Source organism: Halopseudomonas pelagia CL-AP6 (assembly GCF_000410875.1).
GTDB lineage: Bacteria > Pseudomonadota > Gammaproteobacteria > Pseudomonadales > Pseudomonadaceae > Halopseudomonas > Halopseudomonas pelagia.
On the sequence record NZ_AROI01000041.1, the window covers coordinates 1 to 24,598 of the forward strand.

The 24,598-nt window shown below is 58.7% G+C and carries 22 protein-coding genes; 10 read left to right on the plus strand and 12 right to left on the minus strand.

Annotated features, from left to right (window positions below; translation table 11 throughout):
* Positions 1–2: 2 nt before the first annotated feature.
* On the minus strand, positions 3–1,445 hold the full coding sequence (locus K787_RS23985) for a methyl-accepting chemotaxis protein (RefSeq protein ID WP_022964636.1): 1,443 nt from the start codon (positions 1,443–1,445) through the stop codon (positions 3–5).
* Between the two features lie 202 nt (positions 1,446–1,647).
* Between K787_RS23985 and K787_RS0120275 the strand changes: the two genes are divergently transcribed.
* On the plus strand, positions 1,648–3,519 hold the full coding sequence (locus tag K787_RS0120275) for a methyl-accepting chemotaxis protein (protein ID WP_022964637.1): 1,872 nt from the start codon (positions 1,648–1,650) through the stop codon (positions 3,517–3,519).
* Here K787_RS0120275 and K787_RS0120280 read toward each other — a convergent pair whose 3' ends face one another.
* From K787_RS0120280 to purU, 3 genes are read right to left on the minus strand one after another with little or no spacing between them, the layout of a single operon-like run.
* Positions 3,520–3,699, minus strand: a complete 180-nt coding sequence (locus K787_RS0120280; protein WP_022964638.1) for a hypothetical protein — start codon at positions 3,697–3,699, stop codon at positions 3,520–3,522. It abuts the gene before it with no gap.
* Positions 3,696–4,109, minus strand: a complete 414-nt coding sequence (locus K787_RS0120285) for a CBS domain-containing protein (protein WP_022964639.1) — start codon at positions 4,107–4,109, stop codon at positions 3,696–3,698. The genes K787_RS0120280 and K787_RS0120285 overlap by 4 nt, the downstream gene beginning before the upstream one ends.
* A gap of 44 nt (positions 4,110–4,153) precedes the next feature.
* The gene (gene purU, locus K787_RS0120290) at positions 4,154–5,005 is read right to left on the minus strand and encodes a formyltetrahydrofolate deformylase (RefSeq protein ID WP_022964640.1); all 852 of its coding nucleotides are present in this window, start codon (positions 5,003–5,005) and stop codon (positions 4,154–4,156) included.
* Positions 5,006–5,258: 253 nt separating this feature from the next.
* Between purU and mvaT the strand changes: the two genes are divergently transcribed.
* Entirely contained in the window at positions 5,259–5,636 is a 378-nt protein-coding gene (gene mvaT / locus K787_RS0120295) for a histone-like nucleoid-structuring protein MvaT (protein WP_022964641.1), read from the plus strand.
* 78 nt (positions 5,637–5,714) lie between these two features.
* Here mvaT and sbcB read toward each other — a convergent pair whose 3' ends face one another.
* From sbcB to K787_RS0120315, 4 genes are all read right to left on the minus strand, one after another.
* Complete coding sequence (gene sbcB, locus K787_RS0120300; protein ID WP_022964642.1) at positions 5,715–7,169, minus strand: exodeoxyribonuclease I; 1,455 nt, start codon at positions 7,167–7,169, stop codon at positions 5,715–5,717.
* A 57-nt stretch (positions 7,170–7,226) separates the two neighbouring features.
* On the minus strand, positions 7,227–7,628 hold the full coding sequence (locus K787_RS0120305) for a hypothetical protein (RefSeq protein WP_022964643.1): 402 nt from the start codon (positions 7,626–7,628) through the stop codon (positions 7,227–7,229).
* A gap of 1 nt (position 7,629) precedes the next feature.
* Positions 7,630–8,055: a DUF4124 domain-containing protein gene (locus K787_RS0120310; protein ID WP_022964644.1), complete on the minus strand. Its 426-nt coding sequence runs from the start codon at positions 8,053–8,055 to the stop codon at positions 7,630–7,632.
* A gap of 115 nt (positions 8,056–8,170) precedes the next feature.
* On the minus strand, positions 8,171–8,524 hold the full coding sequence (locus K787_RS0120315; RefSeq protein ID WP_022964645.1) for a tetratricopeptide repeat protein: 354 nt from the start codon (positions 8,522–8,524) through the stop codon (positions 8,171–8,173).
* A gap of 177 nt (positions 8,525–8,701) precedes the next feature.
* Between K787_RS0120315 and K787_RS0120320 the strand changes: the two genes are divergently transcribed.
* Complete coding sequence (locus K787_RS0120320) at positions 8,702–9,634, plus strand: universal stress protein (RefSeq protein WP_022964646.1); 933 nt, start codon at positions 8,702–8,704, stop codon at positions 9,632–9,634.
* 31 nt (positions 9,635–9,665) lie between these two features.
* Here the strand turns inward: K787_RS0120320 and eda are convergent, their stop codons facing one another.
* Genes eda through edd form a run of 3 tightly spaced genes read right to left on the minus strand, consistent with a single transcriptional unit; the run spans position 9,666 to position 12,954 of the window.
* Complete coding sequence (gene eda, locus K787_RS0120325) at positions 9,666–10,331, minus strand: bifunctional 4-hydroxy-2-oxoglutarate aldolase/2-dehydro-3-deoxy-phosphogluconate aldolase (protein WP_022964647.1); 666 nt, start codon at positions 10,329–10,331, stop codon at positions 9,666–9,668.
* A 17-nt stretch (positions 10,332–10,348) separates the two neighbouring features.
* On the minus strand, positions 10,349–11,122 hold the full coding sequence (pgl, locus tag K787_RS0120330) for a 6-phosphogluconolactonase (protein WP_022964648.1): 774 nt from the start codon (positions 11,120–11,122) through the stop codon (positions 10,349–10,351).
* Positions 11,119–12,954 (minus strand): phosphogluconate dehydratase, encoded by a 1,836-nt coding sequence (gene edd / locus K787_RS0120335; RefSeq protein WP_022964649.1) that lies wholly within the window; start codon positions 12,952–12,954, stop codon positions 11,119–11,121. The genes pgl and edd overlap by 4 nt, the downstream gene beginning before the upstream one ends.
* A 180-nt stretch (positions 12,955–13,134) precedes the next feature.
* Here edd and pyk point away from each other — a divergent pair, with 180 nt between their 5' ends.
* The gene (gene pyk / locus K787_RS0120340; protein WP_022964650.1) at positions 13,135–14,586 is read left to right on the plus strand and encodes a pyruvate kinase; all 1,452 of its coding nucleotides are present in this window, start codon (positions 13,135–13,137) and stop codon (positions 14,584–14,586) included.
* A 326-nt stretch (positions 14,587–14,912) separates the two neighbouring features.
* Positions 14,913–16,631, plus strand: a complete 1,719-nt coding sequence (locus K787_RS0120345; protein WP_022964651.1) for an L-lactate permease — start codon at positions 14,913–14,915, stop codon at positions 16,629–16,631.
* Positions 16,632–16,693: 62 nt separating this feature from the next.
* Here the strand turns inward: K787_RS0120345 and glcC are convergent, their stop codons facing one another.
* Complete coding sequence (gene glcC / locus K787_RS0120350; protein ID WP_022964652.1) at positions 16,694–17,467, minus strand: transcriptional regulator GlcC; 774 nt, start codon at positions 17,465–17,467, stop codon at positions 16,694–16,696.
* A 232-nt stretch (positions 17,468–17,699) separates the two neighbouring features.
* Between glcC and glcD the strand changes: the two genes are divergently transcribed.
* Genes glcD through K787_RS0120375 form a run of 5 tightly spaced genes read left to right on the plus strand, consistent with a single transcriptional unit; the run spans position 17,700 to position 24,186 of the window.
* Positions 17,700–19,199, plus strand: a complete 1,500-nt coding sequence (gene glcD / locus K787_RS0120355; protein WP_022964653.1) for a glycolate oxidase subunit GlcD — start codon at positions 17,700–17,702, stop codon at positions 19,197–19,199.
* A complete protein-coding gene (gene glcE / locus K787_RS0120360) occupies positions 19,199–20,293 on the plus strand; it encodes a glycolate oxidase subunit GlcE (protein ID WP_022964654.1) in 1,095 nt (364 codons plus the stop codon). Before glcD ends, glcE begins: the two co-directional genes overlap by 1 nt.
* Before the next feature lie 51 nt (positions 20,294–20,344).
* Entirely contained in the window at positions 20,345–21,562 is a 1,218-nt protein-coding gene (gene glcF, locus K787_RS0120365; protein ID WP_022964655.1) for a glycolate oxidase subunit GlcF, read from the plus strand.
* A 17-nt stretch (positions 21,563–21,579) separates the two neighbouring features.
* Positions 21,580–21,981, plus strand: coding sequence for a GlcG/HbpS family heme-binding protein (locus K787_RS0120370; protein ID WP_022964656.1), 402 nt, complete (start codon positions 21,580–21,582; stop codon positions 21,979–21,981).
* Between the two features lie 30 nt (positions 21,982–22,011).
* Positions 22,012–24,186 carry a malate synthase G gene (locus K787_RS0120375; protein ID WP_022964657.1) on the plus strand — a complete coding sequence of 725 codons (2,175 nt, stop codon included), beginning with the start codon at positions 22,012–22,014 and terminating at the stop codon, positions 24,184–24,186.
* Positions 24,187–24,598 lie beyond the last annotated feature (412 nt).

Genomic DNA, 24,598 nt, shown 5'->3' on the forward strand with positions numbered 1-24,598 from the left:
ACTCAGCTCCTGCAACCGCCCTGCATAATCGCAGCGGTGATCACTTCCAGTGCTTTACCCGCTGCATCAGCCTGTTCCAAGGTGCTGCCGGCCATGGTCTTGCTCATGTTCATGGCCTCGACAGAACGTTCGGTGCCCTGCTGGATGGTGCCGATCATTTCTTCGATTTCACTGGTTGACTGCTGAGTGCGATGCGCCAGCGCTCGCACTTCGTCAGCGACAACTGCAAAACCACGCCCCTGCTCGCCGGCCCGCGCAGCTTCGATCGCTGCGTTCAACGCCAGCAAATTGGTCTGTTCGGCAATCGCGCGGATCACATCCAGTACCCGGCTGATATTCTGTGCCTTCTCCGCCAACTCCTGCACCTCAGTGGCGGTGGCCTGAATAGTGCCGGACAGCTTGTCTATGCTCGCCACCGTACGCACCACCTGCTGCTGGCCCTCTATGGCGGTATCGCTGGTGGCCCTGGACTGTTCGGAGGTTGAGACCGCATTGCTGGCGACCTCATCGACTGCCGCACTCATTTCGTTGACGGCGGTGGCAGCCTGCTGAATTTCGTCGTCCTGGCGCTGCAGCCCGCGAGTAGCATCCTCGGTCACCGCATTCAGCTCTTCGGCCGCTGATGCCAATTGGGTGGAGGAGTTGGCGATACCGTGGATAGTCGCGCGCAACTGCTCCTGCATGGTTGCCAAGGCACGCAACAGCTGCGCAGGCTCGTCGCGTCCGACGGGCGTCACGCTCTGAGTCAGGTCACCGGCCGCAATGCGCTCGGTGATCTGCACCGACTCACGCAGGGGCGTGACTATACTGCGGGTAATCAGCCAGGCCAGCAGTACTGTCGCCAGTACGGCAGCAAGGTTGAATATCACCACCTCCAGCCGGCCGGTCGCATAACTCTCGGCAGCTCGCACGCCGGCCGCGTGGGCGCCCTCATTCATCAATGTTTTCAGCTCCTGCAAGCGCGTATTGAGTGCTTCGCCCAAGGTATCCAGACGCGTATTGATCAGCGCCAGAGCCTGATCCGTTTGCCCCGCCCGCGCCAGCGCTGCCACCTGGGATTGGACCGTCAGGTACTCCTGGCGCTGATTGACATAACGATCAAAGGCTTGCCGTTCGCTACTACTTTGTATTTTCCCCGCGTAGCTGGCCTCCTCCCGGCTCAGGTGCTCGACCAGGGCCCGAATCGAGCCTTCGAGCTGCTGACGTTCAGCGGCGGTTTCTGCCAACAACAGGCGTAACGTCAGCGTGCGCGTGCGCAGTACATCCTGGGTAAAACTGTCGACAGACTGGATATTCGGCATCCACACATACTCGATACTCTCTGCCTGGTCGCGCATGTTGCCCATCTCGCGCATGGCCAGCACACCCAACACCACCACCATCAGGGCAACAAACGCAAAGCCGCAGCCAAGGCGTACAACTATAGATTGGTTTCTCACATTCATCGCTCTCTCCATTCGACTGAGTCAGTGCGCCGATGCTACCTATGTATACAGATTATCGGCTGTAACGAGCTAAGCTTAATAACGGGCCAATAGTGTTATGGCCATTTGCCTTGCGCGTAGAAAAATCCTAACACGGACTAAAGCTCTTCCTTGCGGGCCCGATACACTCAGACACAAAGCATTCTTCCCAAGAGTAACAACCATGCCCGCACGCCTAAGCTTCAACCAGAAAATCCTTCTGGCCGCCTGCCTCGTCGTTATGGCGGTGTTTCTGGCGTTTTCTCTGTACAACGATCAAACACAGCGCAAAACGCTGCAAGGCAACCTTGACACCTATCTGACCGACGCCGGGCGTCTCACTGCGGCGAATATCAGCAACTGGTTATCCGGGCGTATCCTGCTGTTAGAGAATCTGGCGGCCAATCTGGCAGACCCGACTCATGCGAATCCCGCCACACTGCTTGAACAGACTACCCTGGCAGCGACCTTCTCTTTCAGCTACCTGGGCGAGACCAATGGTCGTTTTACCATGCGGCCTGATGACGACATGCCGGCCGATTACGACCCCAGAACACGACCCTGGTATAGCGCCGCCATAAGTCAACGCAGTACCGTCCTGACCGAGCCCTACGTCGATGCCGCCACCGGTGATCTGATCATTACCATTGCGACTCCGTCCGGTAACAACGTGGCAGGTGGTGACCTGAACCTGGATACGGTGTCGACCATCATCAACGCCCTGGACTTTAACGGCATGGGTCACGCCTTTCTGGTCAACAGCAACGGCACCGTGCTGGTCCACCCGAACAAGAGCCTGCAGCTGAAAAACCTGGCCGAGATCTTCCCCGGCAACACCCCAAAGATCAGTAGCCAGCTCTCCGAAGCACAACTCAACGGCGAACCGCGACTGCTGACCTTCATACCGGTCACCGGCCTGCCCGGGGTCAACTGGTATGTCGGCGTATCGGTTGATCGTAGCAAGGCCTTTGCCAGCCTCGGCCAGTTCCGTCTGTCGGCGATGATTGCGACGGTTATTGCACTGATCTGCATCGTGCTGCTGCTGGGACTGCTGATGCGGCTCTTGCTGCGACCGCTGAACTCGCTGGGAAGTGCGCTGGAGGATATTGCCCGCGGCGAGGGCGACCTGACCCGCCGCCTGCCGGTTGTCAGTGATGACGAATTCGGCAAGCTGGCCAGCGCCTTCAATCAGTTTGTCGAACGTATTCATGACTCGATCCGCCAGGTGGCCTCGACCAGCGGCGAGCTGAATGGGGTAGCGCTACGCGTACTCGATGCCTCAAACGCCAACCTGGCCAGTTCTGACGAGCAGTCCGGACGTACCAACAGTGTCGCGGCAGCGATCAATGAACTGGGGGCGGCAGCGCAGGAAATTGCCCGCAACGCCGCCGATGCCTCGTCCCAGGCCAGTGATGCCAAGCGCGGGGCGGAAGAAGGCAGCCGTGTGGTCGGCGAAACGGTCAAGGCCATGCAGGAGCTGTCCGGCAAGATCAACAGCGCCAGCGCCAGCATCCAGGTACTCAATACGCGCACCGCCGATATCGGCAAGATACTCGACGTCATTCAGAGCATCTCCGAGCAGACCAACCTACTAGCCCTCAACGCCGCCATTGAGGCGGCCCGTGCGGGTGAAGCCGGACGCGGCTTTGCCGTGGTGGCCGACGAGGTAAGAAACCTGGCCCACCGCACCCAGAGCTCGGCCAAGGAGATCCACGACATGATCGAGGACCTGCGCAGCCAAGCGACCGATGCCGTGCAAACCATGGAGGAAAGCATGCGCTTCAGCGAACACAGCGTAGTAGTAGCCCGTCAGGCAGGCGAACGACTGGCCGATATCACCACCGGCATTGGCGAGATTGACAACATGAACCAGTCGGTAGCCACCGCTACTGAAGAGCAGACATCGGTCATCGAAAGCCTGAATGTGGATATCACTAGCATCAACACACTCAATCAGGAAGGGGTTGAGAACCTGCAATCCACCCTCAGAGCCTGCCGCTCACTGGAACAGCAGGTTGAACACCTGCAGCAGTTGGTAGGCAGCTTCCGTATCTGATCAGCCCGCTTCGGGGTCGGCCGACTCATCCGCTAGCGCCGGGAAGTCGACCCCGGAGTCGTCGTTAAGCTCCTCGGGATCATACCGGGCCAGACAGCCACCGCCGATCATTCTGGGTGGAGTTGCAGCGCCACCGTCAAGGGGATTGAAGCCCTCATCATCCTCGTCGGGGGCGCTCACTTGGGCGCACCATGGTCATTATAGGCTTTGACCGCACGCAGAATATCGCGCCGACTGATCTGCCCGACCAACCGGCCTTCGTCTATCACAGGCAAACGCCGCCGCCCTTTGTGGATGAAATGCTCGGCCGCCTTGACGATATCCGCATCGGCATCGATCGTTTCCACCACCACGGTCATTACCGAGTTGACGCTACCGCCCACCTCCTCGAAATAGCTACCCGACAAAATGCTCCTCAGACAGTCGCTTTCCGATAACAGGCCGACCAGATGACCCGCAGCATCAATCACCGGCGCGCCCGATATCCTATGACTCAATAGCACATCAATCGCCTTGAACAGATCCATATGCTCGCTGAAGGTCACCAAATCACGGGTCATGTAATCCCGCACTTTTACTGATTTGAACATGCTGCCTCCTTCCGCTGAAGCGTCTTCATCCGCGCGGTCCAGGCTCAGCCGAAGACCACTGTCTTGTTATCGTGAACCAACACCCTGTCTTCCAAGTGATAGCGCAAACCACGGGAAAGCACCATTTTTTCCACGTCCTTTCCCAGTCTGACCATGTCATCAGCGTTATGCCGGTGGTTGATACGCACAACGTCCTGCTCAATGATCGGACCCGCGTCGAGTTCGTCGGTGACATAGTGACAAGTCGCACCGATTAGTTTTACGCCCCGCTGAGCGGCCTGATGATAAGGCCGCGCACCCACAAACGACGGCAGGAAACTGTGATGTATGTTGATGACCCGATTAGCATATCGCTGACACAAATCGGGGGGCAGTATCTGCATATAACGGGCCAGCACGATACAATCAGCCTGCTGAGCATCAACCAGACTGGCCACACGCTCGAAGGCCGGAATCTTGTTCTGGCTATCGACTGGCACATGGTGAAAAGGTATGCCGTGCCACTCCACCATACTGCGCAGGTCGTCATGGTTGGAGATGACACTGGTAATATCGCAATCCAGTTCATCACTGTGCCAGCGGTGTAATAAATCAGCCAGACAGTGCGACTCACGACTGGCCATCAATACAACTTTCTTGCGTACACCTGAATCGCTGACATGCCAGTCCATTTCAAACTCGTTAGCGATGGGTGTGAAAGCGGTACGTAATCCATCAAGATCAAAGGGCAGCGAATCAGCCTTAATCTCATGGCGCATGAAGAACCAGCCAGACAGGTTATCCGAGTGATGGTTGGCTTCGGTGATCCAGCCATTATAAGTTGCCAGTACATTACTGACTTTGGCAACGATTCCTACCCGGTCAGGACAGGCGATCACCAATCGAAAGGTACGCATAACAGACTCTCCGGACGTGCGGGCTTGGCCCGTGATAAAGGCACACATTCTATCCGTTCCAGCCGACAATACCAGCGGATCTCAAGTGACTGTATCGTCTATTTAATGTTATTCGTTAAGACTAAGTTTCAACATCAGCCGCCCCTGAATGTCTTTTCTCCGGCACTGACCAACAACTAACATATTGTGTTAATAACGGGCTTGACCTATTATTAGGCGTGTCCATTTAAAACGCTCAGCAAGGTAACTTTACATGTCTTCTTTACAAGAATATCGCCATCTCCAGCACACCATACGTGAACTTACCGACCGCATGAACTCTCTGTCCAACGATACGAAGCTCAAGCAGGAAATCGAGTTTGAAGAAAAAGTACGCGCCCTGATGGCGCAATATAACAAATCGCTGAAAGACGTTGTTTCCATTCTTGATCCGGATAACAAGCTGAGCCAGGGTAGCAAGAGCAGCAAGGCGACCGGCGGCATCAAACGTGCTCGCAAGGTCAAGCAATACAAGAACCCGAAAACGGGTGAAGTGATTGAAACCAAAGGTGGCAATCACAAAGAACTGAAAGCCTGGAAAGAAAAGTACGGCGCTGACACGGTCGAGTCCTGGGTCACTATTCTTGGTTGAACTTCAGCATTGCGCTGTTGATAAGATCAAGTTCAAAAGCCCCCGGCCAGTAATGGCCGGGGGCTTTTGCGATTTAGCCTAGCCTGGCACACTCAAACCCATACCGGCGCAGCGCTCCAGGGCAAAGCGCTTCCAACGCCCCAGAAGATCTTGCTGCGCAGAGTCCGAGCACTGCCTGAGCGCCTCGTCAGCGGCCTGTAGAAAGGCCTCCAAGGTAATCGGTGCGCCAGCCACTTCGCCACTCATACGGCCTTTGCAATACGCTTGCCAGTGCGCCCGCTCAGTCTCATTCAGGCTGTCTGGGAAATTGCGCGCACGGTAGCGCAAGAGCATATCCACCAGACGCTGATCGCGCAGCGGCCATTGGGTCTTGGCCAGAATAGGGCCATCCGCTTCGCGAATCATCGGCAGTATTCGCCGGTCCGCATCGCTGATAAAACCGTCGTATAACTGCAGCTCGGCGTCCGCCTGCGCCTGTTCGGCAACAGGCTGCGCGGCATAAATAGCCTGAAGCTTGCCCTGCCCGCCCGCACGCCAGCCAGCCAATTGCTCTGCATGCGCAAGCAGGGTCGGCATATCCAGGTGCAAACGTTGTATGTCTTCGGCACGCAGTACCTTGGTATCGGCCAGTACCGGGCACTTGTTGATATGTACCAGTTTCAGCCCGGGCCGCTGCTCGCCGTCAGGCAGGTCTTCGCTGCGGGTATACAGCCGTTGGCGCAACTGCTCGGCGGTCATATCCATCAGCATTCCTGGCTCTGCCGCCAAGTCCCAGACAATCAAGGCATTCTTGTTCTGCGGATGCCAGGCCAGTGGCAGCACTATAGCCAAGCCGTGGCGCTCGCGACCAAAGCGACCTGACACATGTACCAGCGGCCGTACCTGTTGCAGGTCTATCATGGCGGTGACGCGCTGCTTGCTGCGCAGGTCAAGCAGGTAGTCAAACAGTTTCGGCTGAGCTTGTTTCAGACGTCGCGCCATAGCAATGGTGGCGCGCACATCGGCCAGGGCATCATGTGCCTGTCCGTGGTCAATGCCATTGGCCTGAGTCAGCCGTTCCAGGCGCAAGCTGGTGAAGCCATCCTGTTGCGGCCACTCAATACCCTGAGGCCGTAACGCATGCGCGGCACGCAGGGCATCAAGCAGATCCCAACGACTGTTGCCGCCCTGCCATTCCCGCGCATAGGGGTCATGGTAATTGCGATACAAGCTGAACCGGGTCATTTCATCGTCATAGCGCAGGCTGTTATAGCCGACGCTACAGGTCTCCGGCTCCGCCATTTGCGCGTGTAACTGAGCAATAAATTGTGCTTCCGGCAAACCCTGACTAGCGCGCTCAGGTCCAATTCCGGTAATCAGGCAGGCCATCGGATGCGGCAGAACGTCTTCGGCCAAACGGCAGTCAATGCACAACGGTTCACCGATCTCATTCAGGTCTTCATCCGTGCGCACGCCGGCAACCTGCAATGGACGGTCCCGCCGCGGGTCGATCCCAGTGGCCTCAAAGTCATACCAGAAGAAGGTCTTGCTCATCGTGCTGCCCCTGTCCATAGCCTCAGTCAAAGGCGCAGGGTAACCCAATGGGCGGGATCAGACATCTACCGGGTGAGTAAAACTGAAATAGCGTTCCAACGCGCGGGCCAGATCGGCGAAAGCTTGCTGGTTACTGATAATACTGAAGCCGCTGTCATAATTGCCGGGGCTGGCATCCGCTCGGCACCAGTGACTGCGGGCGCTGAAATCCACCAGTTCGGCGTCGGTGGCGGTGGATGCGCTGGTAGATAAAGGGAGCCTCAGTTGAAGCTCATAACAGGCGCCGAGCATGACCGGCAAACTGCTGATAAGCATCATGCCTTGCTTGGAAATATTGCCCAGGTAACCAATCGGCTTTCCGGTGTGCCGGTTATACACCTGGAGAAAACCGCCCAGTTGATGCCGGGCTATGCAACGCTGATCTGTGAGGGCAGCGCCGCTAGGGGTATTGGGCAGCATGTCAGCATCGCTCCCTTATCAGTGCCTGGATCTCGGCTCGGCGCTCCTGGACGCGCCGCGTGTCAACTTCTACCTTTTTACCGCTCGCGTCCTTTTCGTACCAGTACATTCTCTTGTCAAACTGTGCCAATTCCCTACCCATTCGCTCGCATTCCAGCTGCCGACGTTTGCGCTGCTCCAGGCGTAGCGCTTTTTCCTCATCGCGCTCGCTCTGCCGGACCTGCATTATGCGCCGCAGGTTTTCTTCGCTCTGGCGCGTCTGCGCGTCACGTTCGATGACCTGCGGCTTGACCACCACCCGCTCTGATCCAGGCTGCGGCCGCTGGCCAAAATGCACCCTACCCTGCTCATCCACCCAACGATAAATCTCGGCCTGGCTATGCCCGGCCAACGACGCCAAAAGCAGTACTAAAGGAAACCAACGCATGGGTTATCGTCCTGGATATTAGGCGTGGCTGGTAAAGAACTGGTCCAAGAATAGACCAGCACACCCAGGCGGCCAAGTGCCGTAATCTGGGTGCAACGCATGCGGCTGAGCGCTGCTAATTTATGGCAGGCTGATAATGGCCAAGCTGGCGCAGCGTTTCCAGGCGCGCGGAAGCACGATAGCTATACTCGCTCTGCGGATAATACTCCTGCAGGTAGTCGTAAGTCTGCGCAGCGTCCAGATACAAACCTTGCCTTTCCAGGCACAACCCGCGCAGCAAGGACACTTCTGGCTGACGTTGATGAGCACGGTAGCGCGAGCGCCGCTCGGCGCTGGAAAGATGCAGGTACACTTGCTCGCAGTTATCGCGCGCATAGGCCTTGTAGGCGTTATTGATATCGCTGTCGTGATTCTGGGAAGCGCAGCCGGCCAGCGAGACCAGCAATAAAAACATACCTGTACGTTTCATATCAGACACCTGGATGGTTATGACCAAAAGTATCGGCAGCCCCGGAGTTTTCTATAGCCCGCTGGATTGACTCAAATCAGTGCCTACGTCAGACCTAATGTTCTATCTTGTACAATGGTAAATTTAAACCCCCAGTAGTTCGGGCTCGCCCGATTCGCCACGGCCAGGAGACAGACCATGAACATTCAGCATATGCTGGTAGTAATAGACCCGACAACCGAGGACGCACAGCCTTGCCTGCAACGCGCCGAAGAGTTGGCCGCACGCTGGCCTCAGGCCCATATCACCCTGTTTATCTGCGAATATAATTCAGCTCTTGATGGCGGCATTTTTACTAATGACGCCGGCCTGCAGAAAGCCCGCGCGTCCTTGATTGAGCACCGCCGGCAGAACCTGGAGCGCATGGCTCAACCTTTACGCGACAAAGGGCTGGCGGTGAGCGTGGAAGCCGTCTGGGGCAAGCGCCTGACCAGACACATTCTCGCCGCCGTCAGCACCCATAAACCCGACCTCGTGCTGAAGACCACCCATTACCACAACCGGCTTAAGCGCCTGCTGCTCAGCAACAGTGACTGGGACCTGATCCGTCACTGTGAAGTACCCGTATGGCTGGTGAAAAAAGCCGGTGAGCGCCTTGCTCGACTGGCGATCAGCGTCGATCCGCTGCACGAAGCGGATAAACCCGCCGCACTGGATCTCAAACTGATTGCTTGCGGGCGCTCGCTGGCTGCCCCTTTAGAGGCCGAACTGCATCTGGTGCATTGCTATAACCCGCTGCCCCGCACTCTGGTGTTCGATGCCAGCATTATCAGCGATTACGACAGTTATGCTGGGGATATACGCAAACGCCACGCCGATGCCTTCGAGAGTCTGGCTGGCAGTAACGACATTGCTGACAGCGCCCGGCATCTGCTTCAGGGTTATCCTGAGGAAGCGATTCCGGACTTTGTCGAGCAACGTAACATCAACCTGTTGGTCATGGGTGCGGTGTCGCGCTCACGACTGGACAGCGCACTGCTGGGGCATACTGCAGAACGGCTACTGGATGATTGCGCCTGCGATATCCTGGTGGTCAAGCCCGACGGCTTTGTCGATCCCAGCAAGCCTTGACCCGCACGCGGACAGTTGATCCGCGAGCGGTTTATTCCAGTACGCTTTCTTGCTCTACCAGCAACGCTACCGAGGCGGCACTGAGGCGGCTGACAGCACCCCAGTCAGCCGCTTCAACGGCGGCGCGCGGGGCCATCCAGGTACCGCCAACACCCATCACATTGTCCAGCGCCAGGTAACCAGCGAGACTCTCCTGGCGAATCCCTCCGGTGGGACAAAAACGCACACCCGCAAAGGGGCCGGCGAAGGATTTTAGTGCCTGAACCCCGCCGCAGACCTCAGCGGGAAATAACTTAAAGCGCCGGTAACCTAACCGATAACCCATGAGTATTTCCGATGCTGTAGCGATACCGGGCAATAGCGGCACCGGGCTTTCCAGACCCAGCGTCAAGAGCTCATCGGTGCATCCCGGAGTAACGATAAACTGCGCTCCGGCATCCAGAACCGATTGAAACTGCCGACCATCCAATACCGTGCCAGCACCCACGCACAGAGCAGGACGCTCGCGTCGCAACAGCGCAATGGCCGACAGGCCTAACGGAGTACGCAGCGTAATCTCCAGGTTGCTGATACCTGCTGCCGCCAGGGCGTCTGCCAGCGGCAGGATATCCGATTCGCGCTGAATGCTGATGACCGGAAGCAACGGCGACCGGGCGAACAGATCATCAAGGGTACGGGTATTGTCGACTAAACTCATGCGCGTCCTTTCAGCCATCAAGGGCTGTAAAAAATCTCCAAAGGTGGCGCGAGAAAAGCCGCCACTGGCCAGCGTACCGCCGGGCCGTTAAAAGCATCACACAGACGCCGATATTTATCCTCGCCGGAGATGGCTAACAGTTGCAAGCGTGCCGTGCGCAGCGCGCACCCGGTCAGCGTCAAGCGCAGGGATTGCTGCGGCCCTGGCACGGCCTCACACAAGGGCGTCGAAGTAGCCCGCAATCGCTGCTCCAGGCCCGGCTGCCCTGGGAAAAGGGATGCGCAGTGACCATCTACGCCCATCCCCAACACCACGACATCCAATGGTAGCCAACCAAGCAGATAGTCACTGGCCGCCGCGGCATCGCGCCCTGCGCCCGCCTCAGCTGCGGACTCGGGCGCCTGCTCGAGACCCTGTGCGGCATAGGCTTCAGCGCTATTGCTCTGTCGAGCCCCTTGATAAAGTCCATACCAATGGGCGCGTTGCAGTGCGTTGGGCATGCAGCGTTTGATCATCGCCGCGTTACTGTCGGCGTGGGATTCCGGCACCCAGCGCTCATCCACCAGCGTCAGGCGTATTCTGCTCCAATCGATTGGCAACTGATCCAGAGCACGCAAAAAAGCCTGCGGGCTGCGCCCGCCTGACAGCGCCAGGCTGGCCATGCCGGCACTGGAAAGTCGCAGGTTCAAGGCCTCGGCTACCCGGTTAGCGAGCAAGCGGGCCTGCCCATCGGCATCCGCCGCTGGGCAATAGCGCAACCCCCGCTCATGCGCCAATGCCGCCAGCCTCATTCGCCTGCTCCGCCATCAGCCATCGCCAACGAGGCGGTAAAGGTGCTGCCGCCTTGCTCGGCCGGGCTCGCTGCTGCGCGCATAAAGCCAAACAGCTCGCGGCCCCAGCCACGCCGAATCGGCTGGGCCTGAACTGCAGTGGGCCGATTAGCCCATTGCGCGCCGTCGATCATGACCTTGAGCGTTCCGGCTTCGGCGTCGACACAGAGCAGATCACCATCCATTAACCGCGCCAACGGCCCTGCCGCCGCTGCTTCGGGGCATAAATGGATAACTGCCGGCACCTTGCCCGAAGCCCCCGACATGCGACCATCCGTCACCAGCGCCACCTTGAAACCCCTATCCTGCAGCAGGCTTAGATAAGGCGTGAGCTTGTGCAACTCAGGCATACCATTGGCTGCCGGACCTTGAAAACGCAGTACCGCCACCAGATCTTGCTCCAGTTGCCCGGCTTGAAAAGCCTCGACAAACGCCTGCTGGCTCTCAAACAGGCGGCACGGCGCGCTGACCCGGCGATGTTCAGGCGCGACCGCCGAGACCTTGATCACGCCACGGCCCAAATTACCCGTAACCAGCCGCAACCCGCCCTCGGCAGCGAAGGGTTGTTGCCAGGTTCGTAGAATGTCGTTGTCCAGACTCTGCTGCGGCCCCTCCCGCCATACCAGCGCACCGTCCAGCAGTACCGGCTCGGTGGTATAGCGGCTTAAGCCCGGCCCCGCGACAGTCTGTACTTCCTCATGCAGCAGGCCCGCCTCCAGCAGTTGCCGGAACAACCAGGCAGTGCCCCCGGCGGCCTGGAACTGATTGATATCGGCCCTGCCATTCGGATACATGCGCGCAATGCTGGGGACGATCTTCGACAGCGCGTCCATATCTTCCCAGCGCAATTGCAATCCGGCGCACTGCCCGATTGCGACCAGATGCAAGGTGAGATTAGTCGAACCACCGGTGGCCAGTAGCAGCACCAGCGCGTTGATCAAGGCTTTTTCATCCAGGATCGAGGCCATACTGCCCTGTCCGGCCCGGGCCAGGCGCGCTGCCTGTTCTGCGGCATGGACAGTTAACGCTGCGCGCAGTGGCGAGTCCGGCTGCACAAAAGAGGCGCCGGGCAATTGCAGCCCCATCGCTTCAAGCAGAATCTGGTTGGTATTGGCGGTGCCGTAGAAGGTGCAGGTACCGGCACTATGGTAAGACTCACTCTCAGCCTGCAGCAGTTCTGCACGGCTGGCTTTACCTTCGGCATAACGCTCACGCACGGCGGCCTTTTCGCTATTGGGCAGCCCCGAGGGCATCGGCCCGGCGGGCACAAAAACGATCGGCAAATGGCCAAACCGCAGTGCGCCCATCAACAGCCCAGGTACTATTTTGTCGCACACCCCCAGACACAGGGCCGCATCAAACATATTGTGCGATAACGCCACGGCGGTTCCCATCGCAATGACATCGCGACTGACCAGCGACAGCTCCATACCCGGCTCGCCCTGGGTCACGCCGTCACACATCGCCGGCACGCCACCAGCCACCTGACCGGTGGCACCAAACGCCCGCAGCGCCTGACGAATCTGTTCGGGGAAGTGTTCATAGGGCTGGTGGGCCGAGAGCATGTCATTGTAGGCCGTGACCATACCGACATTGACTTCGTCCATCATCCGTAAGCGGTCCTTATCAACCGGCTGACAGGCGGCCATGGCATGGGCCAGATTACCGCAGGACAGCTTGCGACGGCCCCGAGGCAGCCCCGCCGCTTCGGCCATTTGGCGTAAATACGCAGAGCGGCTGACCTGACTGCGCAGGCGCAAACGCTCAGTAACTTCAACCAGACCCGGATGCATGACATGACTCCCAAGTGTAATCTGATAGTGGCTGATAGCCGGTTCGACAAGGTAGTCGAACCGGTGACAACAGCCTGTCATGGTACTCGTTTATGATCTATTGTTATGCCCACATAAGCGCAAACGACCTATAGCAACGAACTATCTCAACGAATCATCTCAACGACTAATGGATCTGCCATGACGCTGCGTCGCACTAAAATTGTTGCCACCCTTGGACCCGCCACGTCCAGCCCGGAACGCATTGCCGCGCTGATCGATGCGGGCATGAATGTTGCCCGCCTGAACTTCTCCCACGGCACTGCCGACGAGCACCGCGAGCGTGCCCGCCTGGTGCGCGAAATCGCGCGGGACAAGGGCACACATGTTGCCCTGCTTGGCGACCTGCAAGGGCCAAAAATCCGCATTGCTCGCTTTCTCGACGGAAAAATCCAGCTCGAAGTGGGTGATCATTTCCGGCTCTCTACCAGCCATCCGCTGGATGACGGCAACGCTGACGTTGTCGGCATCGATTACCCGGAACTGGTCAACGATTGCCGCGCCGGAGACGAGTTGCTGCTCGATGACGGCCGGGTAGTGCTGCGCGTCGACAGCGTTGGCAAGGATGAGGTGCGCTGCACCGTCACGGCCGGCGGTCCACTGTCCAATCACAAGGGTATCAACCGTCGCGGCGGCGGTCTGTCGGCAGCGGCCCTGACTGACAAGGACAGATTCGACATCACCGTCGCCGCCGAGCTGCAGATGGAATATGTGGCGGTGTCTTTCCCGCGCGACGCCGCCGACATGCATCTGGCCCGCAAGCTGCTCAAAGACTCTGCCTCACAAGCCTGGCTGGTAGCTAAGATCGAACGCGCCGAAGCGGTGGCTGATCAGGCCACCCTGGATGGTCTGATCCTGGCCAGTGACGCGGTGATGGTTGCCCGTGGCGATCTGGGTGTGGAAATCGGCGACGCCGAACTGGTCGGCATCCAGAAGCTGATCATCAGCCGTGCGCGTAAACAGAACAAAGTGGTGATCACCGCCACGCAAATGATGGAGTCGATGATCAGCAGCCCGTTGCCGACACGCGCCGAAGTCTCGGATGTCGCCAACGCCGCGCTGGATTACACCGACGCGGTCATGCTCTCAGCCGAGACCGCCGCTGGCTCCTTCCCGGTCGAGGCGGTCCAGGCCATGGACCGAGTTTGCCGGGGAGCCGAAAAGCATCCGACCAGCCAGAATTCCGGACACCGGATGGGGCAGGCGTTCGAGCGTTGCGACGAGAGTATTGCCCTGGCAGCGATGTACACCGGCAACCACTTCCCGGGTGTAACGGCGATCATCAGCCTGACCGAAAGTGGCTATACCCCACTGATCATGTCGCGCATCCGCTCGCACCTGCCGATTTTTGCCTTGTCACCCAATGCCGCAACCCTCGGCCGGGTGTCTATGTTCCGTGGCGTGCAGGGCATCCAGTTCAACCCGGTTGAAATCACCTCAAGCGACGTCAACCAGGCAGCAGTCAACACCCTGCTTGAACGCGGCCACGTGAAAGCCGGTGATTGGGTGATTCTGACCAAGGGCGATGTCTACAACTCCCGCGGCGGCACCAACTCGATGAAGCTGCTGCATGTAGGCGAGCAACTGGTCTGACCTCTGATGGCTTGCGGCGCCAATCGGAGCCGCAAGCTCTTCTCCTGGCACACTGACTGCGGCCCCGGCCCTTTTAGTCAATTCCCCAGCACCCTCCTCTGGTATGACCAGTCAGACAGGCTCCCCTGAAAGCCCTGACGTTCAAACTCAATGCATTGATTAGTATTGCAATTCACACAATCAGCTGCGGCGCCTTAAAAAATAACTGGTCCTACCAGCAAGATATCGCCTAGACCTGGGCTGTAGGCAGTAGCAGTATCCACTTGTTACGAACAGCGCTACGCCTTGATTGCGCACTCCAAATAAAAAAAACAAAGGAAATCCAGATGAGTCAAACGCTCCTGTCTCTGCTCGCATTTTTTCCTCTGGTTCTGGCGGGTATCCTTTTGGTGGGATTCCGTTGGCCAGCGAAGCATGCGATGCCTGTTGTCTTTGTCGTCACCGTCATCATTGCCCTGTTCGCCTGGGATATGACCCTGGTGCGTGTAATCGCCTCCAGCCTTCAGGGCCTGGTCCTCACCGCATCCATTCTATGGATCATCTTCGGCGCCATCCTGCTGCTCAATACGCTCAAACATTCCGGTGGCATTCTGGCGATCCGTAAGGGTTTTTCCGGGATCAGCCCTGACCGGCGGGTACAGGCGATCATCGTTACCTGGCTGTTTGGCTGCTTTATCGAAGGCGCCTCTGGCTTCGGTACCCCGGCCGCAGTCGCCGCCCCGCTGATGGTTGCACTCGGCTTCCCTGCCGTCGCTGCGGTAGTGGTCGGCATGATGGTGCAATCCACTCCGGTGTCATTTGGCGCGGTCGGTACACCGATGGTCGTTGGCGTTGGTGGCGGGCTGGATCAGGCTGCCATTGGTGCACAATTGGCCGTCGCCGGCTCTGATTGGGACAGCTTCTTCCAGTTGATCGTGTCGGAAGTGGCGATCATTCACGGTATAGTCGGTGTTCTGATGCCGCTGTTCATGGTCATGGTCATGGTGCGCTTTTTCGGCAAGAACAAGTCGTGGGCAGAAGGCTTTCAAATTGCCCCTTTTGCGATCTTTGCCGCACTGGCTTTCGTCATCCCTTATGTGTTGGCAGGCGTATTCCTCGGTCCAGAGTTCCCATCGATGATCGGTGGCCTAGTGGGCCTGGCAATAGTGGTCCCCGCCGCTAAGGCAGGCTTCCTGATTCCCAAGGAAACCTGGGATTTTGCCGATCCAAAAGAGTGGCCAGCCGAATGGATGGGCAGCATCCAGATGAAGCTGGATGACGTCGCCGGCAAACGCCCAGTCGCCATCTGGATGGCCTGGTTGCCCTACGTGCTGCTGGCTGCACTGCTGGTATTTTCGCGCACCAACGCGACGGCAAAAGCCGCATTGAACTCAATCAGTTTGCGCTTCACCAACATCATGGGTGAAGCCGGGTTATCGGCCAGTCTGGAACCGTTATATCTGCCTGGAGGCATTCTGGTGATGGTGGTGATTCTGACTTATTTCCTGCATCGCATGACGTTCAGCGAGATGAAGCGCGCCTTCGGCGAATCAACCAACACCATTGTCGGCGCAGGATTTGTGCTGGTATTTACCATTCCGATGGTGCGCATCCTGATCAACTCTGGCGTGAACATGGCCGACCTGCCGTCCATGCCAGTGGCCATGGCTGCGGCGGTTGCGTCATCGGTGGGCGGGGTCTATCCGCTATTTGCCCCGATGGTCGGCGCGCTGGGTGCCTTTATTGCCGGCTCCAATACCGCTTCCAACCTGATGCTGTCCCAGTTCCAGTTCAATACGGCTGAACTGCTGGGTATCTCGGGCGCCTTGATCGTAGCGGCGCAGTCGGTTGGTGCGGCGGCGGGCAACATGATTGCAATTCACAACGTGGTGGCCGCCTCGGCCACTGTGGGCCTGTTGGGGCGCGAAGGTATCACCCTACGCAAAACCATTCTGCCGACAATCTACTACGTCAGCGCAGCGGGCATTCTGACCATGCTTGCGGTTTACGTCTTTGGTGTGGGTGATCCGCTAAGCCTGGCGGGTCTTACCACTACCGGTAAATAGAACGGCAACCAGACGCAAGCACAGACAGGGTTGGCAGCAGCATCGCCAACCCTGTCTGGGGCCTACCCTGTCCAGCCCTCCAAACGCATGGTGGCACGCTCCAGACGCTGCTCTTCGGTTTCGATATCGCGCAGGTTATCTCTAATGCTCTGTATGTGATCTACCGCCGCACGCTTGGCCTGGATCGGCAGGCGCTCCATCACCGCATGATGCAGCCGCGCATGCTGACGATCGAGCTGACGCTTGTGCACCGGGCGATGATAGAGATTCTTCACCGAGGCAAACACCGAGCTCAACAGCAAACTGGTAAGGGATTGCAATGTATGCACCAACACCGGGTTATGCGACGCATCACAGATTGCCAGATGAAAGGCATGGTCCAGCTTGGCCAGGGCTTCCGGGTCCTGAATCGGGCGAGTGGTATGGGCTGCGACCATTTCATCATAACGCCGCTGAATCAATACAAAATCCGCATCGGTACCGCGCAGGGCTGCCAGCCGCGCCGACTCGCCTTCAAGCAGCGCGCGGACTTCGAGCAAATCAAACAGCGTTCGCGGATGGTTGTTGAACAGATGCATCATCGGCGTCTCGTCGCGATTACCCATCAGGCTGGCTACGTAAGAACCCCGCCCCTGTTCAGTCCTGATCAGTCCGCGACCGCGCAACACCTTCAGACCTTCACGCAAGGCACTGCGGGAAATGCCCAGCTTTTCACACTGCAGCCGCTCCGAAGGCAGCACCTGACCCATTTTCAATACACCCTCAGCGATCAGCTTTTCGATGCGGTCGGCCACCACATCACCCACCTGACGCCGCTCCTGAACACGCTCAACCATGATCTTACCTCTGCGAACAACTGGTCATACCAGCTTAAATGCAGACACCGACCAAAGCCACTACAAACTGCACGGTCACGATATAGCTAGCGTTCAGCGACAGCATGACTGAAATAGGCCAAAAAAACTGGTCATACCAGCTGGCTTTTCACTGGACGACCTAATGACCAGGGCCCAAGATTCAAGGAATTTGCTGGTCCCTGGCCATCAACAAAACAACAGGTAATGCCCGATGAATCTTCTCTATGACGAAAAACTTGATGGCCCCCTGCCCGCCGTCGACAGAGCTGCGCTGATCGAAGCGCTACGCCAAACTCTGCCGGATATGACCCTGCTGCATGAACGCGAAGACTTGCAGCCGTTTGAATGTGACGGCCTGGCCGCCTATCGTATTCTGCCGATGCTGGTAGTGATTCCCGATACCGTCGACCAGGTTCAGGCGTTTATGCAGATCTGCCACCAGCGCAAGGTGCCCGTTGTTGCCCGCGGCGCCGGCACGGGTCTGTCCGGCGGCGCATTGCCGCTGGAAGGCGGCGTGCTGCTGGTTCTGGCGCGGCTGAATAGCATCCTCGAGATCAATCCCGAAGGTCGCTTCGCCCGTGTGCAGCCGGGCGTGCGCAATCTGGCCATTTCCGAAGCGGCTGCACCCTATCAGCTGTACTACGCACCCGACCCGTCCTCGCAGATCGCCTGCTCGATTGGCGGCAACGTCGCGGAGAACGCCGGCGGCGTGCATTGCCTGAAATACGGCCTGACCGTGCACAATCTGCTGAAGCTGGAGATCGTTACCGTTGAAGGCGAGCGCATCACGCTCGGCTCCGATGCGCTGGACAGTGCTGGCTTTGATCTAATGGCGCTGTTCACCGGATCCGAAGGCATGCTCGGCATCGTCGTTGAAGTCACGGTCAAGCTGCTGCCGCGCCCGCAGGTGGCCAAGGTATTGATGGCCAGCTTTGATGACGTCGGCAAGGCCGGCAAGGCGGTAGGTGACATCATCTCCGCCGGCATCATCCCCGGCGGCCTTGAAATGATGGACAGCCTGGCTATTCAGGCCGCTGAAGATTTCATTCACGCGGGTTACCCGGTAGACGCCAAGGCGATTCTGCTGTGCGAGCTCGACGGCGTGGAGGCTGACGTGAATGACGAGTGCGAGCGCGTGCGCGCGGTACTGGAAAATAGCGGCGCCACCGCCATCAGCCTGGCCAAGGACGATGCCGAACGCGCCTTGTTCTGGGCCGGGCGCAAGAACGCCTTCCCTGCCGTGGGTCGTATTTCCCCCGACTATTACTGCATGGACGGCACCATCCCCCGCCGCGAACTGCCCCGCGTACTGCAGGGTATTGCCGACCTGTCGGTTGAATACGATCTGCGCGTAGCCAACGTCTTTCATGCCGGCGACGGCAATATGCATCCGCTCATCCTGTTTGATGCCAACAAGGAGGGCGAGCTGGAGCGCGCCGAAGCCATCGGCGGCAAGATCCTTGAGCTTTGTGTTGCCGTCGGTGGCTCCATTACTGGCGAACACGGTGTCGGCCGGGAGAAGATCAACCAGATGTGCTCGCAGTTCAATGACGACGAGCTGCTGACGTTCCACGCGGTCAAGGCGGCATTCGACCCAGACGGTCTGCTCAACCCCGGCAAGAACATCCCGACCTTGAACCGCTGCGCCGAATTCGGAGCCATGCATATTCACAACGGAAAGCTGCCTTTCCCCGAGCTGGAGCGCTTCTGATGTCAGCTACCCACACTCATTCGCCGCGCCCCGGCGAGCGCCCCGCCTCTGAAGCCGAGCAACAGTTGCAGCAGCAGGTCATCGATGCGCTGCAGAGCAAGACGCCGCTGGCGATTCAGGGCGCCAACAGCAAGGCCTTTCTGGGTCGACCCGTCACCGGTCAAGTACTGGACACGCGCTCACACAGCGGCATCGTCAACTACGACCCTACTGAACTGGTGGTGACTGTGCGTAGTGGTACGCCCTTGGTTGAGCTGCTGGAAGTGCTTGATCAACAGGGGCAGATGCTGCCCTGCGAACCACCGATCTTTGGCGGAGCAGCGACCGTCGGCGGTATGGTCGCGGCCGGGCTGTCCGGGCCGCGTCGGCCCTGGTCCGGCTCGGTACGCGATTTCGTCCTGGGCAGCAAAGTAATCACCGGTCACGGCAAACTAATGCGCTTTGGCGGCGAGGTGATGAAGAACGTCGCCGGTTATGACCTATCTCGCCTTATGGCCGGCAGCCATGGGCTGCTCGGCGTGCTGACGGAGGTCTCGATGAAAGTGCTACCCAAGCCGGTCTGCACCCAGCATTTAAGCCTCGACCTGCCGGTAGAGAAAGCGTTGCTGAAGCTCGCCGAATGGGGGCAGCAACCGATTCCGATTACCGCCGCATGCCATATCGACGGGCAACTGCGCCTGCGTCTGGAAGGGGGTGTCGGCTCGGTACGCTCCGCTGCGGATCGGATTGGCGGCGAGCCACTGGACCCTGAATTCTGGACCCAACTCAACGAACAGCAATTGGCGTTTTTCCAAGACCCGCGCGCACTGTGGCGGCTATCACTTCCCGCGGTCACCCCCGCACTGGATTTACCTGGTGATGTTTTGCTCGACTGGGGCGGCAGCCAGCGCTGGTTGAAAAGCGACACTTCCAGTGTGGATATTCAGGCGCTGGCGGCCCAGCACGGCGGACACGCGACCTGCTATACCGCAGGCATCACTGACACACCGTTTCAGCCGTTGGCACCCTTGCTCGAGCATTACCATCGCCGGCTCAAAGCGCAGTTGGACCCCCAGGGCATATTCAACCCTGGCCGTACCTATGCCGCCATTTAAACCGGGCCGCAATCTAACCCCGGGCCGCGCTTTGAGACAGGAGAGTGAAACATGCAAACCAATTTAACCGAGCAGGCACGCAAGCTGCCACGTGCCGAAGAAGCAGAAAGCATTCTGCGTTCCTGCGTGCATTGCGGCTTCTGCAATGCCACCTGCCCTACCTACCAGCTACTCGGTGACGAGCGCGATGGCCCGCGTGGTCGTATCTATCTGATCAAAGCCTTTCTCGAGGGGGAAGCCACCACCCGGGAAACCCAGATTCACCTGGACCAGTGCCTGAGCTGTCGCAACTGCGAGACCACTTGCCCTTCTGGGGTGAAGTATCACACGTTGCTGGATATTGGCCGCGAAGCCATGGCCGGTAAAATCGAACGGCCGCTGCAGGAGCGTGTACTGCGTTCGGCACTGCGTACGGTGGTGCCCCATGCGGGCACCTTCAAGACCCTGCTCAAAGCCGGGCAGATGGTCCGACCCTTTATGCCGACTGCGCTGAAAAACAAGATACCCGGTCAGATTACCCCGGCCAAACCGCGCCCTACAACCAAACATGCCCGCCAGGTACTGATTTTGGAAGGCTGCGCCCAGGCCGGCCTGTCGCCAAATACCAATGCCGCTGCCGCGCGCGTGCTGGATCGTCTGGGTATTTCACTCCAGTCGATCAGCGAAGCCGGCTGCTGTGGCGCCCTGGACTATCACCTGGACGCACAACAGGCCGGCCTGGACCGCGCCCGGAACAATATCGACGCCTGGTGGCCAGCGATTGAAAACGGCGCCGAAGCCATAGTGCAAACCGCTAGCGGTTGTGGTGCTTTTATCAAGGAATACGCCCACCTGCTCAAGGATGATCCGGCCTACTCGGAAAAGGCCGCGAAGATCAGCGCCCTGGCGCTGGATCTGGTGCAAGTGCTGGAACAGGAAGACCTGCAACCCTTGCAGGTCAAGACCAGTCAGCGCCTGGCCTTCCACTGCCCCTGTACGTTGCAGCATGCGCAGAAGCTAGGCGGCCGCGTGGAGCCGATCCTGAAAAAACTCGGTTTCAGCCTGACTTTCGTTGCCGACGGTCATCTGTGCTGCGGCTCGGCTGGTAGCTATTCGATTACCCAGCCGGTGCTTGCCAAGCAACTGCGGGATAACCGCATGAATGCATTGGAAGCCGGCAAGCCAGACACCATCGTCACCGCCAACATAGGCTGCCAGACCCATCTGGGCTCGGCAGATAGAACACCCGTGCGCCATTGGATCGAAGTGGTCGAAGACGCACTCACCTGAATGCTGGAGAAATAACAATGCTGAGCAAATCCGTACTGACCCTCGACGAAGCCAATAGCATGATCGATGCCGCCTTCGCTGAAGCCGACAACAATGGTTGGAAAGTCACCGTTGCCGTAGTCGATGACGGCGGCCACCTGCTGGCCATGCGTCGCATGGACGGCTGCGCGCCAGTTGCTGCCTATATCGCTCCGCAAAAAGCCCGCAGCGCCGCACTCGGACGCCGCGAGACCAGCGAGTTTGAAGCGATGATCAACGGTGGCCGTACCGCGTTCCTCTCCGCACCTGAAATTACCGGCCTACTGGAAGGCGGCGTGCCGTTGAAAGTGGACGGCCAGGTAGTTGCTGCCATTGGTGTTTCCGGCGTCAAGCCGGACCAGGATGCGCAGGTTGCCAAAGCCGGCATCGCCGCGCTCTAAACCACGTTCTCAACCCCGGAGGATTGCCGTATGACACAACGTATTGAAATCCAGGGCCTGCAGATTGATAGCGCCCTGCACCGTTTTATCGAGCAGAACGCCCTGCCGGGCACCGGCCTGGATGCGGGTGCCTTCTGGTCCGGCTTCAGCCAATTGGTGCACGACCTGGCACCCAAGAACCATGAGCTACTGGCTGAGCGCGACCGCCTACAAACCGAGCTGGACCAGTGGCACGCCGCCAACCCTGGCCCGATCAGCGACATGCCCGCCTACCGCGAGTTTCTGACCTCGATTGGTTACCTGAAAGCCGTGCCGGACGACTTCCGCATCAGCACCGCCAACACTGACAGCGAGCTGACCCAGCAGGCCGGCCCGCAACTGGTGGTCCCGGTGATGAATGGCCGTTATGCACTGAATGCCGCCAATGCCCGCTGGGGTAGCCTGTACGATGCACTCTACGGTACCGACGCGATCTCCGACGAGAATGGCGCCGAGCGCGGCCATGGCTACAATCCGGTACGTGGCGACAAGGTCATTGCCTTTGCCCGCAAGTTCTTGAACGACACCATCCCATTGCAGCAGGGCGATCACACCCAGGCCCAGGCTTACCGTGTGGAAAACGGTCAGTTGCAGGTCACCCTGCAATCGGGCGAGCAGACCGGCCTGCAGTCGGATGAGTTGTTCGTCGGTTACCAAGGCAACCCGGCCAGCCCGGATGCACTGCTGTTCCTGCATAACGGCCTGCACTTTGAAATCCAGATCGACCCCAGCCATCCGATTGGCCAGACCGATGCCGCTGGTGTCAAGGATCTGCTGATGGAGGCGGCGGTCTCCACCATCATGGACTGTGAAGACTCGATTGCCGCGGTCGACGCCGAAGACAAGATCGTCGTCTACAGCAACTGGCTCGGCCTGATGAAGGGTGACCTGCAAGAGCAGATGGACAAGGGCGGCAAGACCATCGTCCGCAAGCTCAACCCGGACCGTGAATACAGCACCGCTGACGGCAAGGGCCTGACCCTGCACGGCCGCTCGCTGCTGTTTATTCGCAACGTCGGCCACCTGATGACCAATCCAGCCATCCTGCTGAAAGACGGCAGCGAAATCCCTGAGGGTATCCTCGACGCAGTCTGCACCAGCCTGATCGCCATCCACGATCTCAAGCGCAAGGGCAACTCGCGCACAGGCAGCATGTATATCGTCAAGCCGAAAATGCATGGCCCGGATGAAGTGGCCTTCGCCAGCGAGCTGTTCGGCCGCGTTGAGCAACTGCTTGGCCTGCCGCAGAACACCCTGAAAATGGGCATCATGGACGAAGAGCGTCGCACCTCGGTCAACCTCAAGGCCTGTATCGCCGCCGCCAGTTCGCGGGTGGCCTTTATCAACACCGGTTTTCTCGACCGCACCGGTGACGAGATGCACAGCGTGATGCAGGGCGGTCCGGTACTGCGCAAGGGCGATATGAAAACCACCGAGTGGATTCAGGCCTACGAGCGCAATAACGTACTCGTTGGCCTGACCTGCGGGCTGCGCGGCAAGGCGCAGATCGGCAAGGGCATGTGGGCCATGCCAGATCTGATGGCTGCCATGCTCGAACAGAAGATCGGCCACCCCAAGGCCGGCGCCAACACCGCCTGGGTTCCCTCCCCGACTGCTGCGGTTCTGCACGCACTGCATTACCATCAGGTCAACGTGCAGGAAGTCCAGCAAGGTATGGAAAGCATCTCGCTGAAGGACGAACAGGACAAGCTACTGAACGGCCTGCTGACCGCGCCCCTGGCCGCCGAGACCAACTGGAGCGAGACCGACAAGCAGCAGGAACTGGACAACAACGCTCAGGGCATTCTTGGCTATGTCGTACGCTGGGTTAACCAGGGCATTGGTTGCTCCAAGGTGCCGGATATCAATAACGTCGGCCTGATGGAAGACCGCGCGACCCTGCGGATTTCCAGCCAGCATATGGCCAACTGGCTGCACCACGGCGTGGTCAGCGAAGCGCAGGTCACCGAGACCTTCCAGCGCATGGCCAAGGTCGTAGATCAGCAAAATGCCGGTGATCCGGAATACAGCCCCATGGCAACGGATTACCAAGCGTCGGTAGCCTACCAGGCGGCACTGGATCTGGTGTTCAAGGGTTTGGAACAGCCCAGCGGTTATACCGAGCCGTTGTTGCACCACTGGCGGCAGGTGGCCAAGGCGCGTTAAATATCAATCCATGTCATTTTTTTAACGCAGCAACTCTCTGGAAATACCCGGGATCACTCGATCCCGGGCTTTTCAAGTCCCTTATGCTCAACCTACTCAACCGCTGCAGGGCGCTGGCAGGCCTTAACTACTGGATTGCCCGACGCTGATGCCAGCCCGGCAACTAAACTACAGGCTAAACATTCCGGACAGCGTCCGATGTTTTTAGATTTATGCGCACTTTCGCAAACACAGCAAACCAATTTGATCTTGATCCTCTCTACCTCTTGGAGTGGCCAACTGATTCCCCCCGCCACTCCCGTCCCCACACCCCGTCATTCCCGCGCAGGCGCACTACTGTCCGGAATAAATTCATAGCGGTAGAGCCCCCTGAATCCGTTGCCATTCCAGCTGGCTTCGTTGCCTTCGTTGC